Genomic DNA, 25,653 nt, shown 5'->3' with positions numbered 1-25,653 from the left:
CTTTCTTTCACGTTTAGAAATTTGAATCCGACATGTAATGCTCTACAAAAATTTGACGATATTTCTCATAATATTTCATATTCAAACCGATATGATAATGAATACACCAAGCATCACGCTGGGCAGGAACTCCTACTGTATACCCTGCTTTACGAAATTCAAATGATTGCGACAAATCATAAAAATGAAATCCGTCAAAAAGATCATCGCGCCACGGCACATCATATTGTGTAGCCATTAGCAATCCATCAATTGCTTCCACAGGAATAAATGTTTTAGCTTCATGATACGCTTTCTCTTGTGTCGCCATATAAAATAGATCATTCATATACCCGACTACTTTACCGACAACACCTCTCCCTTCGTGCCATAGTCCATTTGGCGGAACATACTGTGCTCCAACCATACCAATCATTCCTAAATGTTCATGTGAGTGAAACAATTGGAGCATTTCATATAAAAATGCATGATTTACAATAAATACATCTTGGTGTAAATACACTTTATATTTTGCCGGGTGTGGAACTGCTTTGTTATACCCACTTGTCATGCTTTCTGCTCTTTGAATGGGTAAAAACTCTACTTTGTACGAATCTGGTACTGCCAAATTTAAAATATGGTTTACACATTGCGCATACATTTTCTGATCGTTTACACACGTAACAAATAAAATTGTTTTTTCACCCGTATTCATACTTACAATTTCTCCGCTTCAATGACATATTGAAATACAACTGTTTCAGCCATAAACCCACTTCCGATGTTATATTTTTTACAAATCTCACTTAAATCTTCAATAAGTGGAAGATAGCTGTCATGGTCAACATATACACGATCAACATTCCTAATATTAAAACCTGAATTAAAAAACAAACGCAATATTTCGTTAAATGTAAAAAAGCGAATATGCGTTTTATCCATTAAACCATAGTCTGTATACGTCCAATTCCCAGCAATTAAAGATGTTAATACTGAAATGTGAGCGACATTCGGTATACTCGTTAAAATGACACCACCCTGCTTTAAATATGGTTTTACTTTTTCCAAAACTGCCCATGGATCAAATAAGTGCTCTAATACATCTCCAAAAACGATACAATCAAATTGTTCCGGCTTATATGGTAACTCCATCGTTTCAATATTACCTTGAAGGACGTGATCAAGCCTTTCACTCGCTTTTTGTGCAGCATTTGGAAAAGCTTCAATCCCTGAGACACGTATTCCCTTTGCTTTTATTATTGCTCCTAAACCACCTTCAGCACACCCAATATCAAGCACTTCTTTCCACTCATCTTTTATATGTTTTAATAATTTAGGATTTGCACCACCATAATAAAAATCAGGCTTTTCTTGATATAAAGAAGATTCTTCTTTACTCATTGAGCTTCCCTCCTTACCCATAATGAATTTTGTATATAACAAATTATAATACGATGCATAACATTCATCCCTTCTAAACTATGTCTCTCTTTGTCTTCCATGTTGTTTTCTCTATTATGAAAAAATCGCTGTTCAACTCGATTATAATATTTCCTATTAATAGTAAAAACACAATATTGTTTCAATCAATGAGGAAGACTTGAAAGTAGAATAGTAACAAACATATTGACTAGAAATGTTTTATGTAAATCATGAAGAGTCATATGCGTTGTCAAAACAACTTGTTTAGCAATCCGTACTACTTCCTGATTCTCTTCAACGCCTTTCTTTCTTAATTACAGCCGCGAGGAAACCCTACATTCATTCATAACTCCCTTATTTTGTAGATTTTCTCACACTATTCGTACACTCTTTTGTGTAATTGATTGTGAGTTAAAATAATAATAATCATTAACACACAGGTCCTGACTCTCGCATATTATAATGCGTGCTTATAGTATTATAGTTTGGCAAGACGTGTTCTATAACCAAAATTTCAAATTCTACCTTTTCCTGCCCATCCCCTTGCGCAATTACGTACTCTCATTCTTTTTGAAACAAATTTCTAAAATATTTACGGTTGTATTCAATAGCAGCATCATTCGGCACATATGCTGCTGCCAACTCATTGTAATAATAAGCCTTTTCATGTTCTCCAATACGGCTATAGCATATGCACATTTGTAAATACGGAATCCACGTATAACTTGCAGGACTATGGAAAGGAGAATCTGTTGGTACCGGAACTTCCGTTGCTAATTTATACCAAAAGATTGCTTCATTATATCTTTGCAGCTCCCTATATATATTTCCTAAGCGTGTACAAACTTCTCCTCTTGGAATATCATATAAAAAAGACTTTACACACGCTTCAATTGCCTTTTCCCATTCTGCAAGTTGGACGTAACAATCTCCTAACTTGCCACAAGCATAAATGTTATCTTCTTTCCAACCCTTTCCATCTTCTAAAAACATTTCGTATAAAGGAATGGCTTCACGATACTTTTGGTGATCTGTACATTCATTCGCATAATAAAAAATATCTCTTGGCGTTAATTCTTCTCCGTTCTTCATTGTATTTTGAAAAATTTTAAAATTCCGATCAGTCGGCTTCTTTTCTTTTCTATGCGTAATTGCCACATCACTCTTGAAAATCTCTCCAGATACAGCTAAATATTCATGCACTTTGCCAAACCACTGAAATTGTCTTTCTCGTTTCACAAGCCGGTGACGTCTTGAAGCATATAAAGGTTTGCCGTTCGAATCCATAACAAGATGATAAGGCATCGATACCGCATCGACCGTTTCCTCTAGCTCTCTTTTTAATATTTTAAATTCCTCTTGTGCCTCTTCCGTCAAAACATCGTCAGCATCCATCCAAAAGATATATTCTTGCGTAGCCTTAGAGAATGAAAAATTTCTAGCCGCCGCAAAGTCATCAATCCACTGAAATTCATATATATCGGATGTGTAGTCTGCTACAATTTCTTTCGTTCGATCTATCGACCCTGTATCAACAATGATGATTTCATCTACAAGTTGCTGAACAGATTCCAAACATCTTCCAATCGTAAGTTCTTCATCTCGAACAATCATACATAAACTAATTGTAATATCCTTTTCTCTCACAGTTATCACCCTCTTCAAACTCAATCATATGTGGAAGAGCACAAAAACTTGCCAAAAAAATTGATAATGTTCAGGCTTTATATAATTCTTTTAAATAATTCATATGTCCGTGTCATTTTCTTCGGCTTTTGCATCTACTATATAATGAAAGCTTTATGGAGGTGAATTTATGTCAAACGAAAATTTTTCAAATGATTTAAACCCAGAAGAAGTTTTATCAGCTAGTGCGTTAGACCCTAATTTTGTAGGGCCTACATTACCACCAGTTCCGCCATTTACTCTTCCATCTGGACCGACTGGACCGACTGGGCCAACTGGGCCAACTGGACCGACTGGGCCAACTAGTCCATCTGGAACAACTGGACCGACTGGGCCAACTGGACCAACTGGGCCAACTGGGCCAACTGGACCAACTGGACCAACTGGACCAACTGGACCAACTGGACCAAGTGGACCAAGTGGATTAGGACTTCCTGCAGGGTTGTATGCTTTCAACTCTGGTCTTGGTGTCACTCTCGGTGTTAACACTCCAATCGGATTTAACACACCTGGCGCAAGTTTTGGTACAGCAATTACACAGCTAACTCCTGACACATTCTTTATTAGTGAAACTGGATTCTATAAAATCACAGTTATTGTATACACTTCATTAATTAATTTGTTAGGTGGCCTTGAAATTACAGTAAATGGAGCTCCAGTTCCAGGAACTGGCGTAAGTCTTGTTGCAGTTGGAGCAACGATGGTCGTGCAAGCTATTACACCAATCGTAACACCAGCTATAATTGAAGTTATTTCTACTGGACTTGGATTATCGCTTGCTTTAGGTGTAAATGCATCCATCATTATTGAAAAAGTAGCCTAACCTGTTGTATTGGCAGTAAAACTTTTCTAAGTTTTACTGCCTTTTGTATAGGTTTTTCATTCATGAATTCAACTTTTTTCACATACTCATACTATTGTATGGATTTTCTTAGGAGGGACTCTTATGCAAAATAAAACAGCTATTCAGTTGTATCTTGAATTGTTAAAGAAAACAATTTTATTTGAACTTTGGTTAGAGTACGAAGCATATTTACCAGCATCATTACATATCACAAACGACTTACATTATGAACCCATTACTGTCCCCGTTCCACTATTTATTAAACAATATGCGGAAGCACATCATTTGAAAATTGTTAAATCTCATATTTTAAAAGAGGAACGAAAAGAGGGTACAGATTGGCCACGAGCTGCCCATAGTATGATTGGTCGCAGTCGCATGAATCAACTTCACCAAGCAATGGAAACTGTTGTACGCGAAAATATAGAAGGGGACTTTATTGAGACCGGTGTATGGCGTGGTGGTTCCTGTATTTTCATGCGTGGATTTTTAAAAGCTCATAATATAACAGATCGAACTGTATGGGTTGCCGATTCATTCGAAGGACTTCCTGCTCCAAACGTTGAAGCATATCCAAAAGATTTTGGTGACTATTTACATACATTTGACTATTTACGTGTTTCACTAGAACAAGTTCAACAAAACTTTGAAAAATATGATTTACTTGACGACCAAGTACAATTTCTTAAAGGATGGTTTAAAGATACATTACCAAAAGCCCCCATTGAAAAAGTAGCCATCGCTCGGCTTGATGGTGATATGTACGAATCGACAATGGATGGATTAGTTAACTTATATGACAAAGTTTCAAAAGGCGGTTATATTATCATTGATGATTACGGCTTACCGGTATGCGCAGAAGCTGTAACGGATTTTCGAAAACAAAGAGGGATTGAAACACCTATTACAACAATTGATCAATTTGGTGTCTATTGGCGTAAAGAATAAACACGCTTTTTTCCTTTATATGAGCATAAACTCGCATTCATCGGTAGATTATTGTGAGAAATACCAATCGAGCTTTTCAAGATATTTCACCTCCCCCTACTATTTTTCATCTAAATGGAAAAATGCAGGGGGAAATTTTCGCGCTTACAAACGAAATATGTATAGGAGAGTGCATATATGGAGCAAAATGTAAACAATCAAAATGAAGAGTTGCTACCACCTCCTGAACTCGTTCACTATGTTGGGGGAAATTTTCGCGAAGTTGGCGAAGAATTTCTTCGTCATTTTATTGAAATTGGGAATTTAAAACGCAATGAGCATGTATTAGATGTTGGATGCGGTGTTGGTAGAATAGCTGTTCCACTAACAACATACTTAAATAAACAAGGTGGGTATCATGGGTTCGATATTTTTCAGAAAGGCATTTCCTGGTGTCAAACTCATATTTCTCCAAAATATAGTAATTTTCATTTCCAACATGCGAATATACGTAATCAATTTTACAACCCAAAAGGAACGATTACAGCATCTCAATTCCGTTTTCCATATGAAGACGAAACATTCGATTTTGTTTTTTTAACTTCCGTATTTACTCATTTACTGCCAGTAGAATTGGAGCATTATTTTTCTGAAGTTTTACGTGTTATGAAAAATAATGGAAGATGCTTCGTTACTTTTTTCCTTGTCAATCCAGAATCCATATACTATCTCAATGCTGGACTAAGTACGCTCCCTTTTCGACATAACATCGGTGATTGTTACGTCGTAAATAAAGATATGCCTGAGTTTGCAGTTGCATACCCTGAAGAGTGGCTTCGTAACTTATTCACAAAACATAATACAGAAATTATAAAACCTATTCATTTCGGCTCTTGGTGCGGACGAACAAAAGTTACAAGCTATCAAGATATAATGATACTTCAAAAGAAAAAAAATAAAACGGACTTTTCATCATTATGAATGCATCAACACACACGCCACTTGTTTCCATTTTAATTCCAACTTTCAATCGTCCACATTATTTTCAAATCGCATTAGACAGTGCTCTCGCCCAAACATACTCAAACATGGAAATTATTATTGGGGATGATAGTACAAACGATGAAACAGAAACATTATTACGTACACAATACTTACCAAACTACGATAATATCACTTACATTCGCAACACATCTACATTAGGGCAGTTTCATAATGACCTTATGTTATTAGAACGTGCAAATGGTGTATACGTAAACTATTTAATGGATGATGATCTCTTCCATCATGAAAAAATAGAAAAAATGATGGTCTATTTTCAGCAAAATGTAGAAAATGAAATTGTACTTGTTACTTCCTACCGGAAACGAATCAATGAAGAAGGAACTATCATAGCAGATGCTCCCCCTACAGTTCAACTTTTTCAAACAGATACAATAATCGATGGCATACAACTCGGAAATACGATGTTGCAAACAAGCTCGAATGTAATCGGAGAACCTACAACTGTATTATTTAATAAATTATTCTTAACTGAAAAATTTGGCACATTAAATAACAGAACATATAATTGTTCCATTGATATGGCTTCATGGGTGCATTTACTATCGAAAGGAAAAGCAGTATATATTGCCGAACCACTCAGCAGTTTTCGTTATCACAGCGGTCAGCAAGTTCATCAAAAATTGTTAGAAGGAACAGAAGATTTTACTCACCTCATTCTTACTTCACGAAAGTACGGTTTTTTACAAAAACGTGAAGATTACCTCTCTGGAATACGTTGTGCCTTGCATTGGATTAGCGGATCACTTCAATACTACAAGGCTAATCCAGACTTAGCAAAAGATGCACACCCTCGGCTGCTTTATTGTCTTCAATCCATTCAAAATGAATTACAGATTCATACTCCTCAGTAGCAAGGTTGAATCAATGTCAACCTTGCTTTTTGCCTAGCAAAATTCTTTCCAGTTTGTTATCTGACATAACCTATAAAATAAAGGCTGTTACAGGCTGTCTATCTTCACCTAACTTCTTTGCTTTCGCTGAATTTTGAGGTGGAAGTATTACTATCCGCAAGTAGCGAGATAATAAACGAAACAACTTAAAATCCGTTAATATGATAATAGTGTGTTATTTTTATTACACGAAGAGCATAGAAAGGACTACGTACGGTGAAAGACAAAAATTCTCAATATCAAATAGATTACATATTGATACTGATTTTACTTACAATTGGGACTGCTAGTTGTTTTGCTATTGCAAGCGCACAACCTTCTTTACCACCATTTTTACAAAATATAAATTTTGTACTCAAACAAATCCAATGGTATATCATTGGATTTATCGCGATTGGCGCTATTATGATTATCGATTTTGATCGTTATAAACAAATAGCTTGGTATTTGTACATCTTTGCAATTTTACTTCTCATTGGACTGGAACTTAAAGTTCCAGGTGCTGTCACGATTAAAGGTGCTACCGCTTGGTACAGACTACCAGGTCTAGGAAATTTCCAGCCTTCTGAGATTATGAAATTATTTTTAATTATTGTCGTTGGACGAATTATTGCAAATCACAATGAAAAATATCCTTTTCGCTCGCCGCGTGAAGATTTGCTTTTACTCGGGAAAATTTTTGGTACTAGTTTACCACCATTACTTCTTATTGCGAAAGAACCAGACTTAGGGAATACAATGGTTATTTCCGCGATGCTCGCAGCAATGATTTTAGTTTCAGGCATACGTTGGCACTTTATTTTCGGGCTAACTTCTCTCGTTGTCGTCATCGGCTCTATGCTAACTTATATTTATTTTGCACATACAACGTTCTTTAAAGGGCATGTTCTAAAAGAATATCAATTAAATCGCTTCTACGGTTGGTTAGCGCCTTACGAATATGACACACAAGGATACCAATTAAGACAAGCTTTCCTAGCTACTGGATCAGGAGAAATGCAAGGAAAAGGATGGGAGAATGGACAAGTATACTTTCCAGAACCCCATACCGATTTTATTTTCACAAATGTAGCGGAGCAATTTGGATTTTTAGGAGCGAGTGTTATTATTTCACTTTTTTTCCTACTTATTTACCGAATGATTCATATTGCTTTAGAAAGCAACGAACCATTTGGTAGTTATCTTTGCGCTGGAACGATTGGCATGTTCACTTTCCAAGTCTTCCAAAACATAGGGATGACAATCGGATTACTTCCTATTACTGGAATAACATTACCCCTTATGAGCTATGGGGGGAGCTCGTTACTCACATATATGATTGCCATTGGATTTATCTTAAACGTACAATCTCGGACGAAAACATTTATGTTCAAATAAACCATATCAAGCCCGGTATGTTTTTTTCCATACCCATTTTAGATATACTAATGAAAAACTGAGCTGGAGGTTAAAAAGATGCAATACGACATTATCGGTGATATTCATGGATGCTTCCAAGAATTTCAAGATTTAACAACGAAACTAGGGTATAGCTGGGATAGCGGTCTCCCAATTCATAACGCAAAACGAAAGCTTGCATTCGTTGGTGATATTACAGACCGAGGTCCTCATTCATTACGTATGATTGAAATTGTATGGGAGCTCGTAATAAACAGAAAAGATGCTTATTATGCTCCAGGGAATCACTGTAATAAACTGTATCGTTTTTTTCTTGGACGTAATGTTACAATCGCTCATGGGCTCGAAACGACTGTTGCTGAGTATGAAGCGTTACCTTCTAATAAACAACACATCATAAAAGAAAAGTTCATTACTCTTTACGAACAGTCCCCGTTGTACCACATACTAGATGAAAAAAAATTAATCGTATGCCACGCTGGTATTCGTCAGGATTACATAGGAAAAAATGATAAAAAGGTACAGACATTTGTATTATATGGTGATATTACAGGAGAAAAGCATCCTGACGGCTCACCTGTCCGCCGTGATTGGGCAAAAGATTATAAAGGTGATACGTGGATTGTATACGGTCATACGCCTGTAAATGAGCCGCGTTTTGTAAATCATACAGTTAATATTGATACCGGTGCTGTATTTGGTGGTAAACTAACTGGACTACGTTACCCTGAGATGGAGAACGTTTCTGTTCCTTCTTCCCTACCTTTTACTCCTGAAAAGTTTCGTCCAATTTCATAAATACCCCTATTTGATACATTTCACGATTTGCAGGGGATCAAGTTGTTTTCTAGGCGGGTTCCACACTAAAACTAAATAAAACAATTAAAAAAAGATGCAATAAAGTGCATCTTTTTTTAATTGTGCAGCATATACTGTCGCAGGAGGTGACGGAATGAAGAAAAAATCTTCTAAACAAAAAAGCAAATTCCCCCCTTTATACCATCCCATATACCATCCCATGTATGGAATTAACAACTGGTGCAGTATTCGAGCTGCAGCTATAGAGGAAATAGAAGAACAAGAGTCATCAAGAAAAAGCAAACCGCGAGAAAAATATGTTTCTTTAGAAAATGCTGTTATGAGGCGGATTATAGATAGCAGAAGAATAAAAACACAACAAAAAAAGAAGCTTACTTCTCATAATGATGAACCTGTACTTAATTCGAAGAAGATACAAGAAAATATAGAAGAAAACATTCCTGGAGCAATAAAGGAAAAAGTACAACCTGAAATTCCAGCTACTATTATAAATCAAGTAAAAAAAATAAAAGAAGCATTAATTTTAACCGATGACACAAAAAAAGAAGAGCCCACTATCACTCCATCTCACATACCTTCACCTACTTCTTCAGAGAATAAAAAAGTGGCGAGATATGCATCTAAGGAGGGCCTTCACTCTACAGCTGACGGAATCGCTTCACATGCAGAAGGGCTTCTTACACACGCAGCGGGTCCCTTTTCTCATGCAGAAGGATTAAAAACAAAGGCAACTGGACATAGTTCGCATAGCGAAGGAAGTGAAACGACAGCAGGCGGCTCTTATTCTCACGCGGAAGGTAAACATACGATTGCTTTAGGCGAAGCAGCACATGCAGAAGGAACCGCAACTATCGCTAACGGATTCTCTTCTCATGCGGAAGGTAATCATACATCAACAGCTCATTTTGCAGGTAGCCATATTATGGGGCGCTTCGGCACTGCAGAAGAATCTTATTCTTGGTTTATTGCAAATGGCACAAACGACATCGACCATAATATCGGTGCAAAATGGCTTGCTCATAATGGAGAAATGTACATTGAGGGCGCTTCTTATAATGCAAGCGGAACGGATTTTGCGCAAATGTTTGAAGCAGTAGACCACAAGCCTATTGATGTCGGTTATTTCGTTACATTTAGTAACGAAGAAAAAATTCGGATAGCTAATTCAAGCGATTCATTCATTTTAGGAATATCTAGTGCAACACCCGCTCTTATAGGAAATAGCGGTGCTTTAAGCTGGCAAAAACGCTATAAAACAGATAACTTCGGAAAACGTCAATATATACGTACGGAAACACAAGAAATACAGCCACTTTTAAATACAGACTGGGATCCAGCTTGCAAATATATTGCAAGAAAAGACCGCGCCGAGTGGCTTCCTGTCGGATTAATTGGACAAATGTTAGTACGGGATGACGGCACTTGTGAAACGCATGGATATTGTCGTCCAAATGATGACGGCATTGCTACAAAAGCTGAAAGTGGATTTTTCGTTATTAAGCGTACGAATGATAATCAAATTTTAATATTATTCCGCTAAGAAAAAAGGGAACAAAATTCTTCATTGCGTAAGAATTTTGTTCCCTTTTTAAGCACGCCCTAATACTTCTTGCATATCGCTTGGAATTGTTGTAGTAAAAAACATTTCCTTCTCTAAAATAGGGTGATAAAACGTCAAAGATGTACTGTGAAGTGCTTGCCGTTTCATTTCATCCCTTTTTCCTCCATATAAGTCATCACCAAGTAACGGATGTCCTATATAAGCCATATGCACACGGATTTGATGCGTTCTTCCTGTCTCAAGTTCAAGCGATACATGCGTTTTATGCGATGAGCTATCAATCACTCTAAAGTGAGTAACTGCCCTCTGTCCATCCTCACAAACTGTTCGTTCAATGATGCTATCAGATTTTCTACCAATCGGAGCATCAATCGTTCCTTCTCTTTCTATCATCTCTTTATGAACGATTGCTTCATACGTTCGTTTCACAGCTTTTTGTTGATGTTGTCTTGATAAAAGATGATGCACAAAACGATTTTTTGCAATAAGCATAAGTCCTGAAGTATCACGGTCTAACCTTGTTACGATGTGCACTGTACTTGCAAGATGCTGCTTATCATAATGAGATAAAAGCGCATTGGCAACACTTCCCGCTGGGTGTTCTCTAGACGGAATCGTTGACATGTTCGCTTCTTTATTAATGATAAGAACTGCATCATCTTCATATACAATATGTAAAGGGATATCTTCCGCAATCATCCCTTCGCTTCTTTCCTCCATCGGAAAAAAGACACGTAACTCTTCACCAGCTTGTAACTGATGACGAACACTCGCATGTTGACCATTTACTTCAATTGCCCCGCCGTGAAATTTTATATCCGTTAATGCGGCTTTAGAAATCCCTTTTGTTCTCAAAAATTCCCTAACTAAAGTTCCTCCCTCAGCCGCTCCTATATCCCATTTCAATGTAAATCTGTTCAAATATATAAACCCCTTCTATTTATCTGCAACAAACGAGTCACGAACTCGTTTCCAGAACGGGAACGGGCGGAAACGAACAAATCGTACTTTCTCGTTTGCAACGCGATACTGGATTGATTTCACATCTTGATGAACCATCGTTAAATGGTCCACCGTAATTTGTAAGTTCATTCCTGGAGCCGGCTTCAACACACATGTATGATGCTTCGGCAATACGAGTGGCGAGCCTACAGTACGAAACACACGGTTATTAATGGATGCCATTTCTGCAATTTGAATCGCTTCAATAGAAGGATGAATAATTGCTCCACCAAGTGCTTTATTATAAGCAGTACTTCCTGATGGAGTGGAAATACAAAGACCATCCCCGCGGAATGTTTCAAAATACTCCCCGCGTATTTCCACTTCTGTTACTAATGTACCTTCTGCATTTTTTACAGTCGCTTCATTCATCGCCAAATACTGTGATTCTTTACTTCCATTCACATAGCGAATAATCACTTCTAAAAGCGGATATTCCACCACTTGGAATGGTGTTTTCGCAATTGCAATTACTAATTTCTCTACTTCCGTCGGTAACCAATCTGCATAGAAACCTAAATGCCCTGTATGTACACCAACAAATGCTGTTTCATCCAATCGATTATAATAACGATGAAACGCATATAAAAGCGTCCCATCTCCCCCAACAGAAATTACAATATCGGGTTCCTTTTCATCCATAATAAATCCAAAATCTAACAAGTACTCTTTCATCGTGCTTGCTAGTGTATCTGATGATTGATCTCCCTTTGACATAATTGTAAATTTCATCGCCCAACACCCTTTAGTTTATGATTCGGAATCTTTTGCTTCTTGCTTTCTTGAAAAAATCTTCTGCGCTTCTTGAATTTCCAGACGAATAGAAGACATTTCTTCATCTAATAAAAACGCCGCTTCTGCTGCACGTTGCAAGCGTATTTTAATATCTTCTGGAAAACGCCCACTATATTTATAATTTAAAGAATGCTCAATTGTTGCCCAAAAGTTCATTGCTAGCGTGCGTATTTGGATTTCTACCAATACTTTTTGTTCTCCCTGTATCGTTTGAACAGGATAACTAATAACAACGTGATAAGAGCGATACCCGCTTTCTTTCTTCTGCGTGACATAATCACGCTCTTCCACGATTTCAAAGTCATTTCGTTTTCGAAGATATTCTACAACAGGCTTAATCTCATCCACGAATTGACACATCATTCTAAGACCAGCAATATCCTGCATATCTTCTCTCAATCGATCTAACGGCACATTTCTCTTTTCCGCTTTATCGATAATACTCGCAACTGACTTCACTCGTCCAGTTACAAACTCAATTGGAGAATGCTCTGTCAACATTGTAAACTGCGTACGCATTCCTTTTAGTTTCACTTTTAGCTCTGCCACCGCTTGATGGTAAGGTGCTAAAAACTCTTCCCAATTTCGATTCATTTCAACCACCACCAAAATCAATCCATTTGCTTATAGAAATACTTTTTCTACAGCAGTTACTAGTTCTTCTCCGTAATTTGCATTACCTTCAATATTTTCAACTAAATATTCTACTTCTTCTTTTAAACCTTCTAATTCCATTTCAACATCATTTACGCGAACGAACATTACCATATCTTTATTCATCGCTTCATGCATTGCTTCCCAGCATGTGTGCGGAATACTTACATAAATGAAAGATGATTCGTTTTCTAAGATATATAAAAATGATAAATTATCTGAGTCTACAAGTACGTGATTACGCGCACTTAACTCCTTTACCTCTATTTCAGTATTTTCCGCACAAAAAATAAGAGCATTCTCTCTCTTTTCTACGCTCTTAACTTGGATTTTATTTTGCATGCTCTAACTCCTCCATCTCAACTTCCTGTCTTCCTTAACAGTATTATTGTATCATAACATGGACGCAAACAAATAAAACATTGAACCAAATTTGTGAAAAAGCGATAATGTGTAAAGAATTATTTTTCAAAAGGAGCGCATACAATGACACAAGAAATTGAAATTGAATTTAAAAATATGGTTACAGAAGAAGAATTCGAAACATTATGCAAATCATTTTCTATTGAGGCCTTTACGAAACAAGTGAATCACTACTTTGAAACGCCCGATTTTTCGTTAAAAGAAGCGGGTTCTGCACTTCGTATTCGTCATAAAGGTGAAACTTATACATTAACATTGAAACAGCCTGCGGAAGTCGGCTTGTTAGAAACACACCAAGTCGTAACAAAAGACGAAGCAAAAATGATGATGGAAACAAATACAATCATTCAAGGAGCTGTAGTAGATCAACTACACAAATTACAAATTTCTGTTTCCGCTTTAACTTATATGGGAAGTTTAACAACAGAAAGAGCTGAAACATTATTTGAAGGCGGAACGCTTGTCTTTGATCATAGTTTCTATTACAATCACGATGATTATGAAATTGAATTTGAAGTGCAAGATGAAGAAACAGGCAAAGCTGCATTTATCAATTTATTAACGCAGCATAACATCCCCGTTCGTCATACAAATAACAAAGTAAAACGCTTTTTCCTTGCCAAACAAAACAAAGCACGCTAAAGTGAAAATTCCACTAGTGAATCCGTTTCACTGGTGGATACATCTTACTTTAAAAAGAAAAGATTCATTTGCAACATGTAGAATAAGCAAAGAATGTTATGAAAGCTGTTTATTTGCCCTCTCGAACATTCCATTGCTACAATAGATATACATTTCATGGAAAAAGGAGTTTATAAAGGATGAGCAAGCAACCGATGACACCATTTGAAGCAATTGGCGGTGAGCAATGCATTGCAATATTAGTAGACACATTTTATTCCTATGTCAGTAAACACCCTGACTTATCTCCCATCTTCCCGGATGATTTAACAGAAACCGCTAGGAAGCAGAAGCAATTTTTAACACAATATTTAGGTGGTCCTAATTTGTACACTGAAGAACATGGTCATCCTATGTTAAGAGCACGCCATCTTCCGTTTGAGATTACTCCAAAACGAGCAGAGGCTTGGCTATCATGTATGGAGCAAGCAATGGATGATACAGGAGTGCACGGTCATATAAGAGAGTTTGTTTTTGAACGTTTAGCATTAACTGCTCAGCATATGGTTAATACTCCAAACGAAACAGGTGAAGTGTAATGGATAAGCAGGAAGCAAAGCATATAAATATGCCATCTCCTTCCGCATGTGAGCATAAGTCTGTAGAAGCATATTTATTTATTGATCCACTTTGTAAAGAGTGCTGGGAAATTGAGCCCGTTATTATTAAACTATGGCTTGAATACGGGAAATACTTCTCTATTCGTCATATCGTAACAGGAAAAGTGGACGGAACGAACGCTTCCTCACACAAATGGAATAAACCTGCTAATATTCGATTTGTGTGGGAAAAGACAACAAGTTTACAAGGGTTTTCATGTGATGGAAAGGTACATATGCAAGAGGCGTCATCAACACCATATTTAGTTTCGATGGCAATTAAGGCAGCGGAGTTGCAAGGCCGAAAAGCAGGTTCGAAGTTTTTGCGAAAACTCCAAGAATACATTTTCCTTGAAAATGTATCGAACCCGGACTGCGAATTATTACTTGCATGTGCGAAAGATAGTAACATTGATGTAGAAGAATTTAAAAAAGATCTACATTCCGCTAGCGCAAAAAAAGCTTTCCAATGTGACCTAAAATTCACAAATGAGATGCATATTACCGAAATACCTTCCCTCGTCTTTTTTCATGCGAACTCAGATGAAGAAGGTATTAAAATCGCTGGAACTTATTCCTATGACGTATACGTACAATTATTAAAAGAACTTGTAAAATGTGAGATTGAGCCCGAATCGTTACCACCTTTAGAAGTGTTACTAGAAGCAACGCAATTCATATCTTCAAAAGAAGTAGCATTTATATATGACTGTCCGCAGCAAGAAATCGAGCGCGAACTAAAAAAATTACAACTGAAACGGAAAGTACAAATGATTGAAGTAAAGTGCGAACGTTATTGGAAATGGATAGCAAAAGAAAAAGACCTGATGTAAACACCAGGTCTTTTTCTTTACGGCTTATAAAAATATTAAAGGGGATGGGAGAAATTTTCACGTTCAAACAAAGGGGTATATGTTTGTATGTGAATTCGTTCACACTTATTATATTACAAGATTCGACGTCAGATGACAACCCCTTTTGTCGAATTTCACACTTTTGTCACATTCTAAACGTTTTCATTTTTGAATAAGCTATAAAAAAGGACATTTAGGAGGTTTTATTTATGAAAAAGTCTTATATTGCCCTTATCTTTCTAGCTATCATTGTTTCTTTTTTCTTGTACATCCTCTCTCTACTACAAGCTTTTCCTAAAATTATTGCCTTCCCTCTTTTATTCGGAGTTATTGTCATCGCTCTCTCTTATTTCAACCATAGAAAACGATTTAAAGGATTTTAACTACAACAATCAGCTGTAAAACGAACTTCTAATTTTAAAAAAGTAAGGGAATTCACCTCATATTTTCGACAATTATCGACAATATACACTTTTAAACAAAAAAGACGAGGATAAAATTCCTCGTCTTCTCTCATTACTTCTCTTCAAATAATAATGCTTCTAATTCATTTAATTTCTCTTCAAATACTTGTAGTGCCTCTTTCACTGGTTCTGGAGATGCCATATCTACTCCAGCTCTTTTCAGCACTTCAATTGGGTAATCTGAGCTTCCAGCTTTTAAGAATTCGTTAATGTAACGTTCTACTGCTGGTTGTCCTTCTTCTAGAATTTGTTTAGATAGAGCTGTTGCTGCACTAAATCCTGTTGCGTATTGATATACGTAATAGTTGTAATAGAAGTGCGGAATACGAGACCACTCTAAGCCAATTTCTTCGTCGATTATTAAAGCATCACCGAAATATTTTTTATTTAAATCGTAGTAGATCTCCGTTAACATGTCTGGCGTAACAGCATGTCCTTCTTGTACTTTCTTATGAATAATATGCTCAAACTCTGCGAACATCGTTTGACGGAATACAGTACCACGGAATCCTTCTAAATAATGATTCAATAAATATAAACGCTCTTTCTTATCTTCTGTCGTTTTTAATAAATAATCATTTAGAAGCGCTTCATTACAAGTTGATGCTACCTCTGCAACGAAGATTGAATAATCGCCGTATACGTGTGGCTGTGTCTTTCTTGTATAGTAACTATGCACCGAATGACCAAACTCATGAGCAAGTGTAAATAAATTATTTACATTATCATGCCAGTTCATTAAAATATACGGATTTGTTCCGTATGCGCCAGATGAATATGCTCCGCTTCGTTTGCCTTTATTCTCATACACATCTACCCAGCGATTCTCATATGCTTCTTTCAAAATATCAACATACTCATCACCAAGTACGTTTAAAGATTTTAATAACAGGTCTTGTGCTTCTTCATATTTCACGTTCATTTTCACTTCTTGTACAAGTGGTGTATATAAATCGTACATATGAAGCTCATCTAGTCCTAACGCACGCTTACGAATATCGATGTAACGGTGTAATAAGTGTAAGTTGTCATTTACCGTTTCAACAAGTTGGTCGTATACTGCTTCAGGAATATTATTATTGCTTAATGCTGCTTGGCGAGCAGAATCATATTTACGAACACGCGCATTGAAATTATTGCGTTTCACTGCCCCGCTTAACGTACTTGAGAATGTGTTCTTAAATTTCCCGTACGTTTCATATACAGCTTTGAATGCATCTTCGCGAACACGGCGATCATCACTTTCTAAAAACTGAGTGTAACGGCCATGTGTAATTTCTATTTCTTCTCCGTCCTCACCTTTAATAGACGGGAATTTTAAATCCGCATTATTCAACATACCAAATGTATTACTTGATGCACTCATTACTTCAGATGCTTCCGCTAATAGAGCTTCTTCCGCTTCAGATAATACATGCGGACGTTGACGTGTAATTTCTTCTAATGCATGTTCATAAACACTTAAGTCTCTATTTTCTTTTAAGAATGCTTGTAACGTATCTTCTGAAATAGATAAAATTTCAGGCACGATATACGCTGTGCTACTAGATACTTGTGAATATAAATTTGTCGCGCGATCATTCAATGCTTGATATACAGAGTTTGTTGTATCTTGATCGTAACGCATATGAGCATATGTATATAACTTACCTAATCGCATTGAAATTTCATCTTCATATTGCAATGCCTCAAGTAAATTGTTCGCAGAGTCACCAAGTTTCCCTTTAAATTCAGTTAACTTTGGTAATAACTCTTTAATAGCTTGGAATTCTTTTTCCCATTCTGCATCCGTTTGGAAAATATCTTCTAATCGCCACGTACTTGTTTCTTCAATCTCGTTGCGATCTGGTAATGTTTTTGTTTTGTTTTGTTCAGACATTCTTTAAGCCCTCCTTTAAATATCTTTACTTAAGTACAATTCTGTTTTTCTTATGTAATTCCTTCACGATCATTCTTTATTATATCCCCTTTTTCTTCTCTCATGTTAAACTTTGCCTCAAATAAAGATAGCGCATGCATTAAGCAAATTTCATCATGTTTCATAATTTCTTCCTCCGTTTGTAGCATAACTACATCCTTTATTTTCTGGTACTTATAAGTCCCTACTTTATGCAACACACCTGCATAACATAAAAAGGTCATATATTCAGTAACTGCTATTTTCCATATATGTTGTGAAAAGTACGGAAGTAGGCGCCTTTTCGTATATTTTTTTACATAACTACACACATATTGAAGAGAAATACACTCTCCTACCGCAAGCTCACCTATACACTTCATATATAGAAAAGCTTGCCATATAAATGGATTTGTTTGAAAAGCAAATGAAGATGGGAGCGGAACACCAATTTCAGAAGGAAAGCTCGCTGGAGTGCGTTTAAATTGGTATAAGAGGCGTAGTAGCGACTTATAATTATAATTCCAAATCGGTAAAGCATTTTGCCGAAAATAGTTCTTCCTTTTCTTCCATTCTTTCTCTAATTTTTCTTTTTGGAAAGGAACGGCAGAAAAGAGCGTTTCAAAAGTAGTCGTATCGGCTGATAAATATACAATATGCGAGAAAGAGACATTTGTAGAAAATGGAGTAATAAAGGCACATTTCATAAATGATTTTTGCTTCGGGCAGAAGAAAATGAGGAATGGCTGAGGATAAGATTGTAAAGAGAAAGCCATAAGTAAGGAGAATTTCATCCAATATGCAGATTGCTTTTTCAATTGATTTCCACCAATGATCCAGATGACCTGTATATTAGCTTGCCAATATGAATACGTTCGTTTATAAAGTTGCTCTACGGAGAGATTGGCGCATTGATATTCAATCGCAATTTTTCTACCTGCCCTCTCTACGAAAATATCTGGTCGTTGCTGGATTTCTGGAAGGTAATGCTCTATATCCACATGAAACTTTTGACGTTTCAACCATCTATATAACAATTCTTTACCGCGCATATGATATATAGATTCTGCTTCATAAAAGGCGAGACATACATCCACTTTCTTATGAGCAAAATGCCAACTTTTTTGTTTCCCTAACTTCATTTGCACTTCCTTTCCGCAAGTTACGCAAAAGAAGCGTTCCTTTTTGCGCATACGATGTAAAAGCTCTTCATCATGATTATAGAGTAGATGAATTTTTTCTCCGTTTTCTCTTTTGGCGATAAACATCATAATCACACCCTTTCAGCTCCTTATATTCTACAATTTATTACAAATTCCTTTAAAAAAGAGATGTCCCAATTTCGGACATCTCTTCTTATAATAAAGGTGATAATAACCGGTACGTTGATTCAACAATTCGTCTATGAAGACGTCTTTTATGAAAACGATCGACATGAATTTCACTTGATTCTTCTATATCCTCTTTAAAATCTTGAACGAGTTTTCGAATGCTATCTGTATCATATAAAAAGGCATTCACTTCAAAGTTCAAATGGAAACTTCTCATATCCATATTAGCTGTTCCAATTGAAGCTAAATCAGAATCGACAATGACAACTTTACTATGAAGAAAACCTTTTTCATATTCATATATCTTTACTCCTGCATCTAAAAGTTCTGGGAAGTACGACCTCGATGCATAAAAAACAGTGCGCTTATCAGGCTTACTCGGCATTAACAAACGTACATCAATACCAGCAAGTGCAGCAACCTTTAATGCAGACAAAATATCATCATCAGGAATGAAATACGGCGTTGCAATCCAAATGGATTTCCGAGCAGAAGCGATCATTGCAAAATATAAATGTTTAATCGTTTCCCATTTATTATCTGGTCCACCTGCAACGAGTTGCACGCCCCCCCAATGATCACCCTCGACTGCTTTTGCTTGTAAATATTCAGGGGCTAACACTGCCTCACCAGTCATATAAAACCAATCTTGAAGGAAAATAAGCTGCAAACTTTGAACAGCTTCACCACGCAAATATAAATGTGTATCTCGCCAAAAACCGAAATATTTATCTTTTCCTAAATACTCATCACCAATATTTAATCCACCTACAAATCCTTCATTTCCATCAATAACAACGATTTTCCGGTGGTTTCGATAATTAATCTTATCGTTTAAAATCGGAAAGCGTACAGGAAAGAACGGAATCATTTCTACCCCTGCGTCGTTTAATTCTTCAATATACGATTTCGATAATTTAAAACTTCCAACTGCATCATATAAAAAACGAACGACAACGCCCTCTTTTGATTTTTGTATTAAAATATCTTTAATTTCTGTTCCTAGCTTATCATCACGTACAATGTAATATTCCATATGAATGTGATGTTTCGCTCGTTTCAATCCATCTAAAATGGCCTGAAACGTTTCATCTCCATTTGTTAATGTTCTCGTTTCAGTTTGAAATGAAATATTTAAAGCGCCTAATCGGTCCGCTAAACGAAATAACAACTCTTGATGTTTATGATTGCGCAAAATTTGTTCTTCGTAATCTTCATGCCCTTTATATTGTAAAAACGCTTGTTCATCAAGTAACGCCTTCTTTTGGAACATTCTCTTCCTCCGAAAGTTTTGTCCAAATAATAAATAAGCGAAGAATCCAAATACCGGAAAAATACCTAACACAATTAACCATGTAAGTGTTTTAGACGGATGGCGATTTTCTAAGAAAATAACGCAGCCAATTAAAAATGCAGATACCGTAAATAAAATACTAATAATACCTAGAATCGAAACATCTTTTATCCCAATTACATCCGAATAAAATGCTACATCAATAAACATACGTAACGAAACAAATAATGCGAACAATAGTAGGATAAAGAAAATCAACTTTAACGTATTTTTCATCTCTTACCTCCTCACTAAGAAAGCTTTCCTATTCTTCATGCAAAAAGCCGATTTCATACTACAGAAATCGGCCTACGTTTTAGCAGGAAAATTATTGCGAATTGTTTCAAGCGCATGCTCTTTCACAATTTGTTTCCCATACTCACTTACACGATGAATTGTTAAAGTTGATTCTTCTCCATATTCTAAAATAATACTTAAAATACGATCAATTTCTTCTTCATCATGTAGCACTTCATCGAATTCCACATATACATAATAGCGGTCATCAAATGAATACAGCTCATCTTTTATATCCTCAAAGATAAGGCGATGACTTAATGAAATGACATCTTCCAAATCATTAAACTTAATTAAAAAGCCTAACGTACCATCTTCATTAAAGTTTGTTCCTGCTTGTTCTTCTACCTCTTCCACTAATTCTTGCTGGAATAACGATTCAATTCCTTCATCTAAAGGAATATCTATAATTTTGTCTACCCCTATCGGTAGCTCCAACTTTTGTCCATCCTTTGAAAGCTCTGCTTTCGTGACAAGTACTTCAATCCCTTTATCGACTGCTTGCACTTGAATCCATAACGGCCCATCAATAAAGAAATCGTCATGATCACGAGCTTCATCCATCATCTCCCAAAAGAGCTCTTCACTTCGTTCGCGGTCATACCAAATTTCTTCACGATTAAACCCTCTGTCCTCTATATCAATGTACGTAATAAAAAATTTCATCGTATGATCATTAATTCTTTCAATATCCAAAATACAACTCTCCCTTCCTGCTTAGAATTGTTATGAAGGGATTCCCCACTCATATGACAAATCAATAGATTCTTGTACTCTCATTTTATGATAAGATTCTCCAGAATGGAAATAAAATCGATTTATTTTACAAAAATAGTTATATGCCTATCTTTACTCGATCATCTACATAAATATATCATTAAAGCGATTTCTTACTTACAAAAAATTTGGACATACATTTCTATATTCCCCCGTACAATGTAATAAAGTGAAACTTCTATTGAAGGAGATTATTTAGTCCACGAAGTGTAGGATAAAAGCTAGACAACCTATTTTCATGACATACATATATTTCACTTATTAAAACATCATAAATGGAGGCAGTCGAATGGACTTAGAATTTTTAACATCTGTACTAATGATTGTCGGTATCGATGTTGTATTAGGTGGTGACAACGCAATTGTCATCGCACTAGCTAGCCGAAATTTACCTGAATCAAAACGAAATAAAGCCATTTTGATTGGTACTCTTTTAGCGATTGTGCTACGGATTCTTCTTACAATACTAGCTGTTTATTTACTCGATATCCCATTCTTACAACTCATTGGCGGTATTTTGCTTACGTTAATTGCAGTAAATTTATTAACTGATAATAGCAACGATCTTTCTTCTATTCAAGGGAAAACCACTTTATTCCAAGCTGTGCGTACAATTGTATTCGCAGATCTCGTTATGGGGTTTGATAATGTTATTGCCATTGCAGGAGCAGCACACGGAAGATTATTACTCGTAATAATTGGTTTACTCATTTCTATCCCGATTATTATTTGGGGTAGCAAACTTATTTTAATCCTTATGGAACGCATTCCATTCCTCATTTATTGCGGAGCGGCCGTTCTCGCCTATACAGCAGGAAAAATGATTACACATGAAGACAGACTCGCAACCTTTTTTCATTATAATCCTAGTTTTACTACAAGTATCCCTTACTTGTTCATTTTCACGGTTTTATGTGTAGGCTTTATCGTTCAACAAATACGATTACGAAATGTGAAACAGTAAAAAAAACCTTCTACTATATAATAAGTAGAAGGTTTTCATATTATTATAATTAATTTACAAGACGTTGTGCTTCGCGTAATTGAAACGTTCTTACTGTACGTGGTAAGAAACGACGGATTTCATCTTCGTTATAACCTACTTGAAGACGCTTTTCGTCAATCATAATTGGACGACGTAAAATACCTGGATAGTCACGAATCATCTTATATAAATCTTGAAGTGGTAAAGACTCTAAGTTCACATTTAATTCTTGGAAAACTTTCGAACGAGTAGAAATAATTTCATCCGTTCCGCTTTCAGTCATACGTAAAATTTCTTTAATTTCCTCAATCGTTAATGGATCTGAGAAAATATTACGTTCTGTATAAGGAATATGATTTTCCTCTAGCCATAATTTCGCCTTTCTACAAGACGTACAGCTTGGAGAACTATATAATGTTACCATACAAAGCTCACTCTCCTTAAAGAGTACAAATTCTGTACTAATTACAGTTTAAATTTCTAACTTCAGCAATTTTTCACGATAACTTGTCTTATAGCAAAGTAAAAAATCACTTTTCATGTAAGCAACAACTTATAATAAACAACAATTACTTTTAATAAGTAACTTCTATAATCATTATACAATAGATTTTGCAAGAAATATACAGTAAATTTCCTGCTAGTTGAGAAAACTCTTCCACGTATTTCCCTGCTATGTAACATGATTACACTCACTTTAACTGTCCTTTAACAATAACCTTCAATCCTTTTAACACTCACTTTTCATAGATTTTTCATTTGATATACAGTTATTTTTTTATAATTTTCTCTATGAAAAAGAGAACGTTTTCTTACCTTTTCCTGATAAATCAATGAAGAAATGTAAGACTATACAAAGAAGAAGAGAAAGGAACATTTGTTCTTATTTTAACAAACATTCTCACCCATGTCTACATGATTTCCAAAGTAAACGAAATATTTTTCTGACATTTCTTTCTTTTTTATCTTTTATCTCATACAATAAACATAGAGACAGGCAAAGGGGGAATTTGCAAATGATTGCTTTTTTTATTGATTTTGTCACTGTTGCTGCCCTCATCATTGGAATAACAGCATTGATTGGTGTCATTACAAATAGCATCGGTGAAAAACTCTTTGGCGGAAAAGAAAAAATGAAATTTGTTAACAAAAGCTTAGATGTACAAACTGGCTGGAACCAAGTTGGTGGGAAAGGTATTTATAGAAAACGTACGTATTAAAAAAAGCAGGTAATCACCTGCTTTTTTTATTTTTCTACGGATGCCCACTTAAAGCTTAATTCGCCGCCATATTTGTGGATATATAAATCTTTAATTGTTTCTCTTTCTAATATTGATCTACCGCGTTGGAATACTGGCGCAATTGCTGCATCCTCAAATAAGATTTTTTCCGCTTTTAACAGTTCATTCCAACGTCCTTTTACATCTGACCCTTCTTGCTTTGCCTTTTTAATAATGTCATCATACTGAGCATTAGAATAGCCCATTTTATTTTGTGAACCATCTGTTATAAACATATCAAGGAATGTGATTGCATCTGGGAAATCAGGTCCCCATCCAGTAAATGAAATATCAAACTGTCCACTATCTTCAAGTTTTAATTTTTGTGCAAATGGTTGCATCTTAATTGTTACTGTTAGACCTGGTAAATTCTTTTCTAATTCTCCCTTTACATACTCACCAATTTTCTTAGATTCTTCATTATCAAAGTTTAAAAATTCTAGTTCTATTTTATCCTTACCTAATTCTTTCTTTCCTGCTTCCCAGAATTTTTTAGCTTCCTTCACATCGACTTTCGAAAGTTTTCCATTTTCTTTTCTGAAATCTTGCTTATCTGGTCCCTTAACAAAATCAGATGGTACTAAACCATACGCTCCCTTAGAACCGTTGTTTAAAATAACCTCTCCAATACCATCTCGATCGTATGCGCTAGAAATGGCCTTACGAATATTTTTGTTAGCTAAAACTGGATTTTTTTGATTAAAACGTAAGAAGAATACAGTTGGATCATTAATTGTTTTAAAGTCTTTTTGCCCTTTATACTTATCAACTAATTCCGCTGTTAAACCAACTCTGTCAATCGCATTAGTATTGTACAAATTAACAGCCGCTCCAGTATCTTTTACAACGTTAAAGTTAATTTCTTCTAATTTCACTTCTTTTTGATCCCAATAAGTTGGATTTTTCTTTAATTGGAAACTTTGTTCATGTTTCCATTCATTTAATACAAATGGACCGTTATACAAAGTTGTATTTGCTTCCAAACCAAATTTTTCTCCCTGCTCTTTCATATACTTCTCATTTAGTGGGAAAAATAGTGGATACACCGTTAAATCGAGAAAATATGGAACTGGATTATCCAATTCAACTTCTAATGTATGATCATCTATCGCTTTTACACCTAATTGATCCGGTGATAGCTCTCTTTTATTAATTTTTTCTGCATTTTTCACATCTAACATAATATATCCTGATTTCGCTGCCGTATCAGGGTTAACAGCTCTTTGCCATGCATAGACAAAATCTTTTGCTGTTACAGGGTCACCATTCGACCATTTTGCGTCTTCACGCAATTTAAATGTATATTTTTTACCATCTTCAGACTTCGTATGAGATTTTGCCACACCCGGAACTAACTTATCGCCTTTTCCAAGTCGATACAGCCCTTCCATTGTATTATTCATAACTTTTGAAGAAGCAGCATCCGAGGAAAGTGTTGTATCCATTGTCGGAATTTCAGACACTTCTGTTAGATTAATAACTTGCTTCGCACCGCTTTTCCCGCTATCCCCTTTTGCGTTTGCTTGCGGTTCATCTTTTTGGTAGCTACATGCCCCTAAAATCATGCTCATTGCTACCGTTGATACTACAAAAATCGGCATCTTTTTTTTCATATTTCCACCCTCCAAAAAAAAATGTTAGCCCTTTCATTTTCAAACAAAAAGAAATATATATATGTTCTAACAATTCA

General features: G+C 35.8%; 26 protein-coding genes. 13 read left to right on the top strand and 13 right to left on the bottom strand.

What is annotated here, in order from left to right; all coding sequences use genetic code 11:
* Nucleotides 1-13 precede the first annotated feature (13 nt).
* The 3 genes from ACQKNR_RS09655 to ACQKNR_RS09645 form a co-directional block, all read right to left on the bottom strand.
* Complete coding sequence (locus ACQKNR_RS09655) at nt 14-694, bottom strand: glycosyltransferase family protein (RefSeq protein ID WP_427317341.1); 681 nt, start codon at nt 692-694, stop codon at nt 14-16.
* A 2-nt stretch (nt 695-696) separates the two neighbouring features.
* On the bottom strand, nt 697-1,380 hold the full coding sequence (locus ACQKNR_RS09650) for a class I SAM-dependent methyltransferase (protein WP_427317339.1): 684 nt from the start codon (nt 1,378-1,380) through the stop codon (nt 697-699).
* Between the two features lie 582 nt (nt 1,381-1,962).
* Nucleotides 1,963-3,015: a glycosyltransferase gene (locus tag ACQKNR_RS09645; protein ID WP_427317994.1), complete on the bottom strand. Its 1,053-nt coding sequence runs from the start codon at nt 3,013-3,015 to the stop codon at nt 1,963-1,965.
* Between the two features lie 202 nt (nt 3,016-3,217).
* Here ACQKNR_RS09645 and ACQKNR_RS09640 point away from each other — a divergent pair, with 202 nt between their 5' ends.
* The 7 genes from ACQKNR_RS09640 (at nt 3,218) to ACQKNR_RS09610 (ending at nt 10,570) form a co-directional block, all read left to right on the top strand.
* Nucleotides 3,218-3,910, top strand: a complete 693-nt coding sequence (locus ACQKNR_RS09640; protein WP_427317337.1) for a BclA C-terminal domain-containing protein — start codon at nt 3,218-3,220, stop codon at nt 3,908-3,910.
* 123 nt (nt 3,911-4,033) lie between these two features.
* Nucleotides 4,034-4,879: a TylF/MycF family methyltransferase gene (locus ACQKNR_RS09635; protein WP_427317335.1), complete on the top strand. Its 846-nt coding sequence runs from the start codon at nt 4,034-4,036 to the stop codon at nt 4,877-4,879.
* Between the two features lie 177 nt (nt 4,880-5,056).
* A complete protein-coding gene (locus tag ACQKNR_RS09630) occupies nt 5,057-5,839 on the top strand; it encodes a class I SAM-dependent methyltransferase (protein WP_427317333.1) in 783 nt (260 codons plus the stop codon).
* Nucleotides 5,836-6,774, top strand: a complete 939-nt coding sequence (locus tag ACQKNR_RS09625) for a glycosyltransferase family 2 protein (protein WP_427317331.1) — start codon at nt 5,836-5,838, stop codon at nt 6,772-6,774. Before ACQKNR_RS09630 ends, ACQKNR_RS09625 begins: the two co-directional genes overlap by 4 nt.
* 255 nt (nt 6,775-7,029) lie before the next feature.
* A complete protein-coding gene (locus tag ACQKNR_RS09620; RefSeq protein WP_427317329.1) occupies nt 7,030-8,190 on the top strand; it encodes an FtsW/RodA/SpoVE family cell cycle protein in 1,161 nt (386 codons plus the stop codon).
* Nucleotides 8,191-8,268: 78 nt separating this feature from the next.
* Entirely contained in the window at nt 8,269-9,009 is a 741-nt protein-coding gene (prpE, locus tag ACQKNR_RS09615; protein WP_427317327.1) for a bis(5'-nucleosyl)-tetraphosphatase PrpE, read from the top strand.
* Nucleotides 9,010-9,163: 154 nt separating this feature from the next.
* Entirely contained in the window at nt 9,164-10,570 is a 1,407-nt protein-coding gene (locus tag ACQKNR_RS09610) for a peptidase G2 autoproteolytic cleavage domain-containing protein (RefSeq protein ID WP_427317325.1), read from the top strand.
* A 48-nt stretch (nt 10,571-10,618) separates the two neighbouring features.
* Here the strand turns inward: ACQKNR_RS09610 and ACQKNR_RS09605 are convergent, their stop codons facing one another.
* The 4 genes from ACQKNR_RS09605 to ACQKNR_RS09590 are packed head-to-tail and all read right to left on the bottom strand — an operon-like array spanning nt 10,619 to nt 13,384.
* Entirely contained in the window at nt 10,619-11,512 is an 894-nt protein-coding gene (locus ACQKNR_RS09605) for an RluA family pseudouridine synthase (RefSeq protein WP_427317323.1), read from the bottom strand.
* Between the two features lie 15 nt (nt 11,513-11,527).
* The gene (locus tag ACQKNR_RS09600) at nt 11,528-12,325 is read right to left on the bottom strand and encodes an NAD kinase (RefSeq protein ID WP_193411611.1); all 798 of its coding nucleotides are present in this window, start codon (nt 12,323-12,325) and stop codon (nt 11,528-11,530) included.
* An 18-nt stretch (nt 12,326-12,343) separates the two neighbouring features.
* On the bottom strand, nt 12,344-12,982 hold the full coding sequence (locus tag ACQKNR_RS09595) for a GTP pyrophosphokinase (RefSeq protein ID WP_427317320.1): 639 nt from the start codon (nt 12,980-12,982) through the stop codon (nt 12,344-12,346).
* Nucleotides 12,983-13,012: 30 nt separating this feature from the next.
* The gene (locus tag ACQKNR_RS09590; protein WP_427317318.1) at nt 13,013-13,384 is read right to left on the bottom strand and encodes a hypothetical protein; all 372 of its coding nucleotides are present in this window, start codon (nt 13,382-13,384) and stop codon (nt 13,013-13,015) included.
* A 144-nt stretch (nt 13,385-13,528) separates the two neighbouring features.
* Here ACQKNR_RS09590 and ACQKNR_RS09585 point away from each other — a divergent pair, with 144 nt between their 5' ends.
* From ACQKNR_RS09585 to ACQKNR_RS09570, 4 genes are all read left to right on the top strand, one after another.
* Complete coding sequence (locus tag ACQKNR_RS09585; protein WP_427317316.1) at nt 13,529-14,107, top strand: CYTH domain-containing protein; 579 nt, start codon at nt 13,529-13,531, stop codon at nt 14,105-14,107.
* A gap of 179 nt (nt 14,108-14,286) precedes the next feature.
* Nucleotides 14,287-14,685 carry a hypothetical protein gene (locus ACQKNR_RS09580; protein WP_000043382.1) on the top strand — a complete coding sequence of 133 codons (399 nt, stop codon included), beginning with the start codon at nt 14,287-14,289 and terminating at the stop codon, nt 14,683-14,685.
* Nucleotides 14,685-15,578 carry a ClpXP adapter SpxH family protein gene (locus tag ACQKNR_RS09575; RefSeq protein ID WP_427317314.1) on the top strand — a complete coding sequence of 298 codons (894 nt, stop codon included), beginning with the start codon at nt 14,685-14,687 and terminating at the stop codon, nt 15,576-15,578. Before ACQKNR_RS09580 ends, ACQKNR_RS09575 begins: the two co-directional genes overlap by 1 nt.
* A gap of 230 nt (nt 15,579-15,808) precedes the next feature.
* Entirely contained in the window at nt 15,809-15,982 is a 174-nt protein-coding gene (locus ACQKNR_RS09570; RefSeq protein ID WP_427317312.1) for a hypothetical protein, read from the top strand.
* A 133-nt stretch (nt 15,983-16,115) separates the two neighbouring features.
* Here the strand turns inward: ACQKNR_RS09570 and pepF are convergent, their stop codons facing one another.
* From pepF to mecA, 4 genes are all read right to left on the bottom strand, one after another.
* Nucleotides 16,116-17,942, bottom strand: coding sequence for an oligoendopeptidase F (gene pepF / locus ACQKNR_RS09565; RefSeq protein WP_427317311.1), 1,827 nt, complete (start codon nt 17,940-17,942; stop codon nt 16,116-16,118).
* A gap of 50 nt (nt 17,943-17,992) precedes the next feature.
* Complete coding sequence (locus ACQKNR_RS09560; protein ID WP_427317309.1) at nt 17,993-19,237, bottom strand: competence protein CoiA; 1,245 nt, start codon at nt 19,235-19,237, stop codon at nt 17,993-17,995.
* A gap of 79 nt (nt 19,238-19,316) precedes the next feature.
* Nucleotides 19,317-20,861: a cardiolipin synthase gene (locus ACQKNR_RS09555; protein ID WP_427317307.1), complete on the bottom strand. Its 1,545-nt coding sequence runs from the start codon at nt 20,859-20,861 to the stop codon at nt 19,317-19,319.
* Between the two features lie 72 nt (nt 20,862-20,933).
* The gene (mecA, locus tag ACQKNR_RS09550; protein ID WP_427317305.1) at nt 20,934-21,617 is read right to left on the bottom strand and encodes an adaptor protein MecA; all 684 of its coding nucleotides are present in this window, start codon (nt 21,615-21,617) and stop codon (nt 20,934-20,936) included.
* Between the two features lie 370 nt (nt 21,618-21,987).
* Between mecA and ACQKNR_RS09545 the strand changes: the two genes are divergently transcribed.
* Nucleotides 21,988-22,662: a TerC family protein gene (locus ACQKNR_RS09545; RefSeq protein WP_427317303.1), complete on the top strand. Its 675-nt coding sequence runs from the start codon at nt 21,988-21,990 to the stop codon at nt 22,660-22,662.
* Nucleotides 22,663-22,711: 49 nt separating this feature from the next.
* On the opposite strand, the gene spx is transcribed toward ACQKNR_RS09545, so the two are convergent.
* Nucleotides 22,712-23,107: a transcriptional regulator Spx gene (spx, locus tag ACQKNR_RS09540; protein WP_000258267.1), complete on the bottom strand. Its 396-nt coding sequence runs from the start codon at nt 23,105-23,107 to the stop codon at nt 22,712-22,714.
* Between the two features lie 592 nt (nt 23,108-23,699).
* Between spx and ACQKNR_RS09535 the strand changes: the two genes are divergently transcribed.
* The gene (locus ACQKNR_RS09535) at nt 23,700-23,903 is read left to right on the top strand and encodes a hypothetical protein (RefSeq protein ID WP_427317301.1); all 204 of its coding nucleotides are present in this window, start codon (nt 23,700-23,702) and stop codon (nt 23,901-23,903) included.
* A gap of 26 nt (nt 23,904-23,929) precedes the next feature.
* Here ACQKNR_RS09535 and ACQKNR_RS09530 read toward each other — a convergent pair whose 3' ends face one another.
* The gene (locus ACQKNR_RS09530; protein WP_427317299.1) at nt 23,930-25,576 is read right to left on the bottom strand and encodes a peptide ABC transporter substrate-binding protein; all 1,647 of its coding nucleotides are present in this window, start codon (nt 25,574-25,576) and stop codon (nt 23,930-23,932) included.
* Between the last annotated feature and the right edge of the window lie 77 nt (nt 25,577-25,653).

This window comes from Bacillus sp. NPDC094077, from assembly GCF_050279465.1.
Taxonomy (GTDB): domain Bacteria; phylum Bacillota; class Bacilli; order Bacillales; family Bacillaceae_G; genus Bacillus_A.
The sequence above is the reverse complement of the archived record's forward strand: the minus strand, read 5'-3'. Positions and strand labels throughout refer to the sequence as shown.

Coding starts and splice junctions, on each gene's coding strand:
- ACQKNR_RS09655 (WP_427317341.1), bottom strand. CDS start 694: ATGAATACGGGTGAAAAAACAATTTTATTTGTTACGTGTGTAAACGAT.
- ACQKNR_RS09650 (WP_427317339.1), bottom strand. CDS start 1,380: ATGAGTAAAGAAGAATCTTCTTTATATCAAGAAAAGCCTGATTTTTAT.
- ACQKNR_RS09645 (WP_427317994.1), bottom strand. CDS start 3,015: ATGATTGTTCGAGATGAAGAACTTACGATTGGAAGATGTTTGGAATCT.
- ACQKNR_RS09640 (WP_427317337.1), top strand. CDS start 3,218: ATGTCAAACGAAAATTTTTCAAATGATTTAAACCCAGAAGAAGTTTTA.
- ACQKNR_RS09635 (WP_427317335.1), top strand. CDS start 4,034: ATGCAAAATAAAACAGCTATTCAGTTGTATCTTGAATTGTTAAAGAAA.
- ACQKNR_RS09630 (WP_427317333.1), top strand. CDS start 5,057: ATGGAGCAAAATGTAAACAATCAAAATGAAGAGTTGCTACCACCTCCT.
- ACQKNR_RS09625 (WP_427317331.1), top strand. CDS start 5,836: ATGAATGCATCAACACACACGCCACTTGTTTCCATTTTAATTCCAACT.
- prpE (WP_427317327.1), top strand. CDS start 8,269: ATGCAATACGACATTATCGGTGATATTCATGGATGCTTCCAAGAATTT.
- ACQKNR_RS09610 (WP_427317325.1), top strand. CDS start 9,164: ATGAAGAAAAAATCTTCTAAACAAAAAAGCAAATTCCCCCCTTTATAC.
- ACQKNR_RS09600 (WP_193411611.1), bottom strand. CDS start 12,325: ATGAAATTTACAATTATGTCAAAGGGAGATCAATCATCAGATACACTA.
- ACQKNR_RS09595 (WP_427317320.1), bottom strand. CDS start 12,982: ATGAATCGAAATTGGGAAGAGTTTTTAGCACCTTACCATCAAGCGGTG.
- ACQKNR_RS09590 (WP_427317318.1), bottom strand. CDS start 13,384: ATGCAAAATAAAATCCAAGTTAAGAGCGTAGAAAAGAGAGAGAATGCT.
- ACQKNR_RS09585 (WP_427317316.1), top strand. CDS start 13,529: ATGACACAAGAAATTGAAATTGAATTTAAAAATATGGTTACAGAAGAA.
- ACQKNR_RS09580 (WP_000043382.1), top strand. CDS start 14,287: ATGAGCAAGCAACCGATGACACCATTTGAAGCAATTGGCGGTGAGCAA.
- ACQKNR_RS09575 (WP_427317314.1), top strand. CDS start 14,685: ATGGATAAGCAGGAAGCAAAGCATATAAATATGCCATCTCCTTCCGCA.
- ACQKNR_RS09570 (WP_427317312.1), top strand. CDS start 15,809: ATGAAAAAGTCTTATATTGCCCTTATCTTTCTAGCTATCATTGTTTCT.
- pepF (WP_427317311.1), bottom strand. CDS start 17,942: ATGTCTGAACAAAACAAAACAAAAACATTACCAGATCGCAACGAGATT.
- ACQKNR_RS09555 (WP_427317307.1), bottom strand. CDS start 20,861: ATGAAAAATACGTTAAAGTTGATTTTCTTTATCCTACTATTGTTCGCA.
- ACQKNR_RS09545 (WP_427317303.1), top strand. CDS start 21,988: ATGGACTTAGAATTTTTAACATCTGTACTAATGATTGTCGGTATCGAT.
- spx (WP_000258267.1), bottom strand. CDS start 23,107: ATGGTAACATTATATAGTTCTCCAAGCTGTACGTCTTGTAGAAAGGCG.
- ACQKNR_RS09535 (WP_427317301.1), top strand. CDS start 23,700: ATGATTGCTTTTTTTATTGATTTTGTCACTGTTGCTGCCCTCATCATT.
- ACQKNR_RS09530 (WP_427317299.1), bottom strand. CDS start 25,576: ATGAAAAAAAAGATGCCGATTTTTGTAGTATCAACGGTAGCAATGAGC.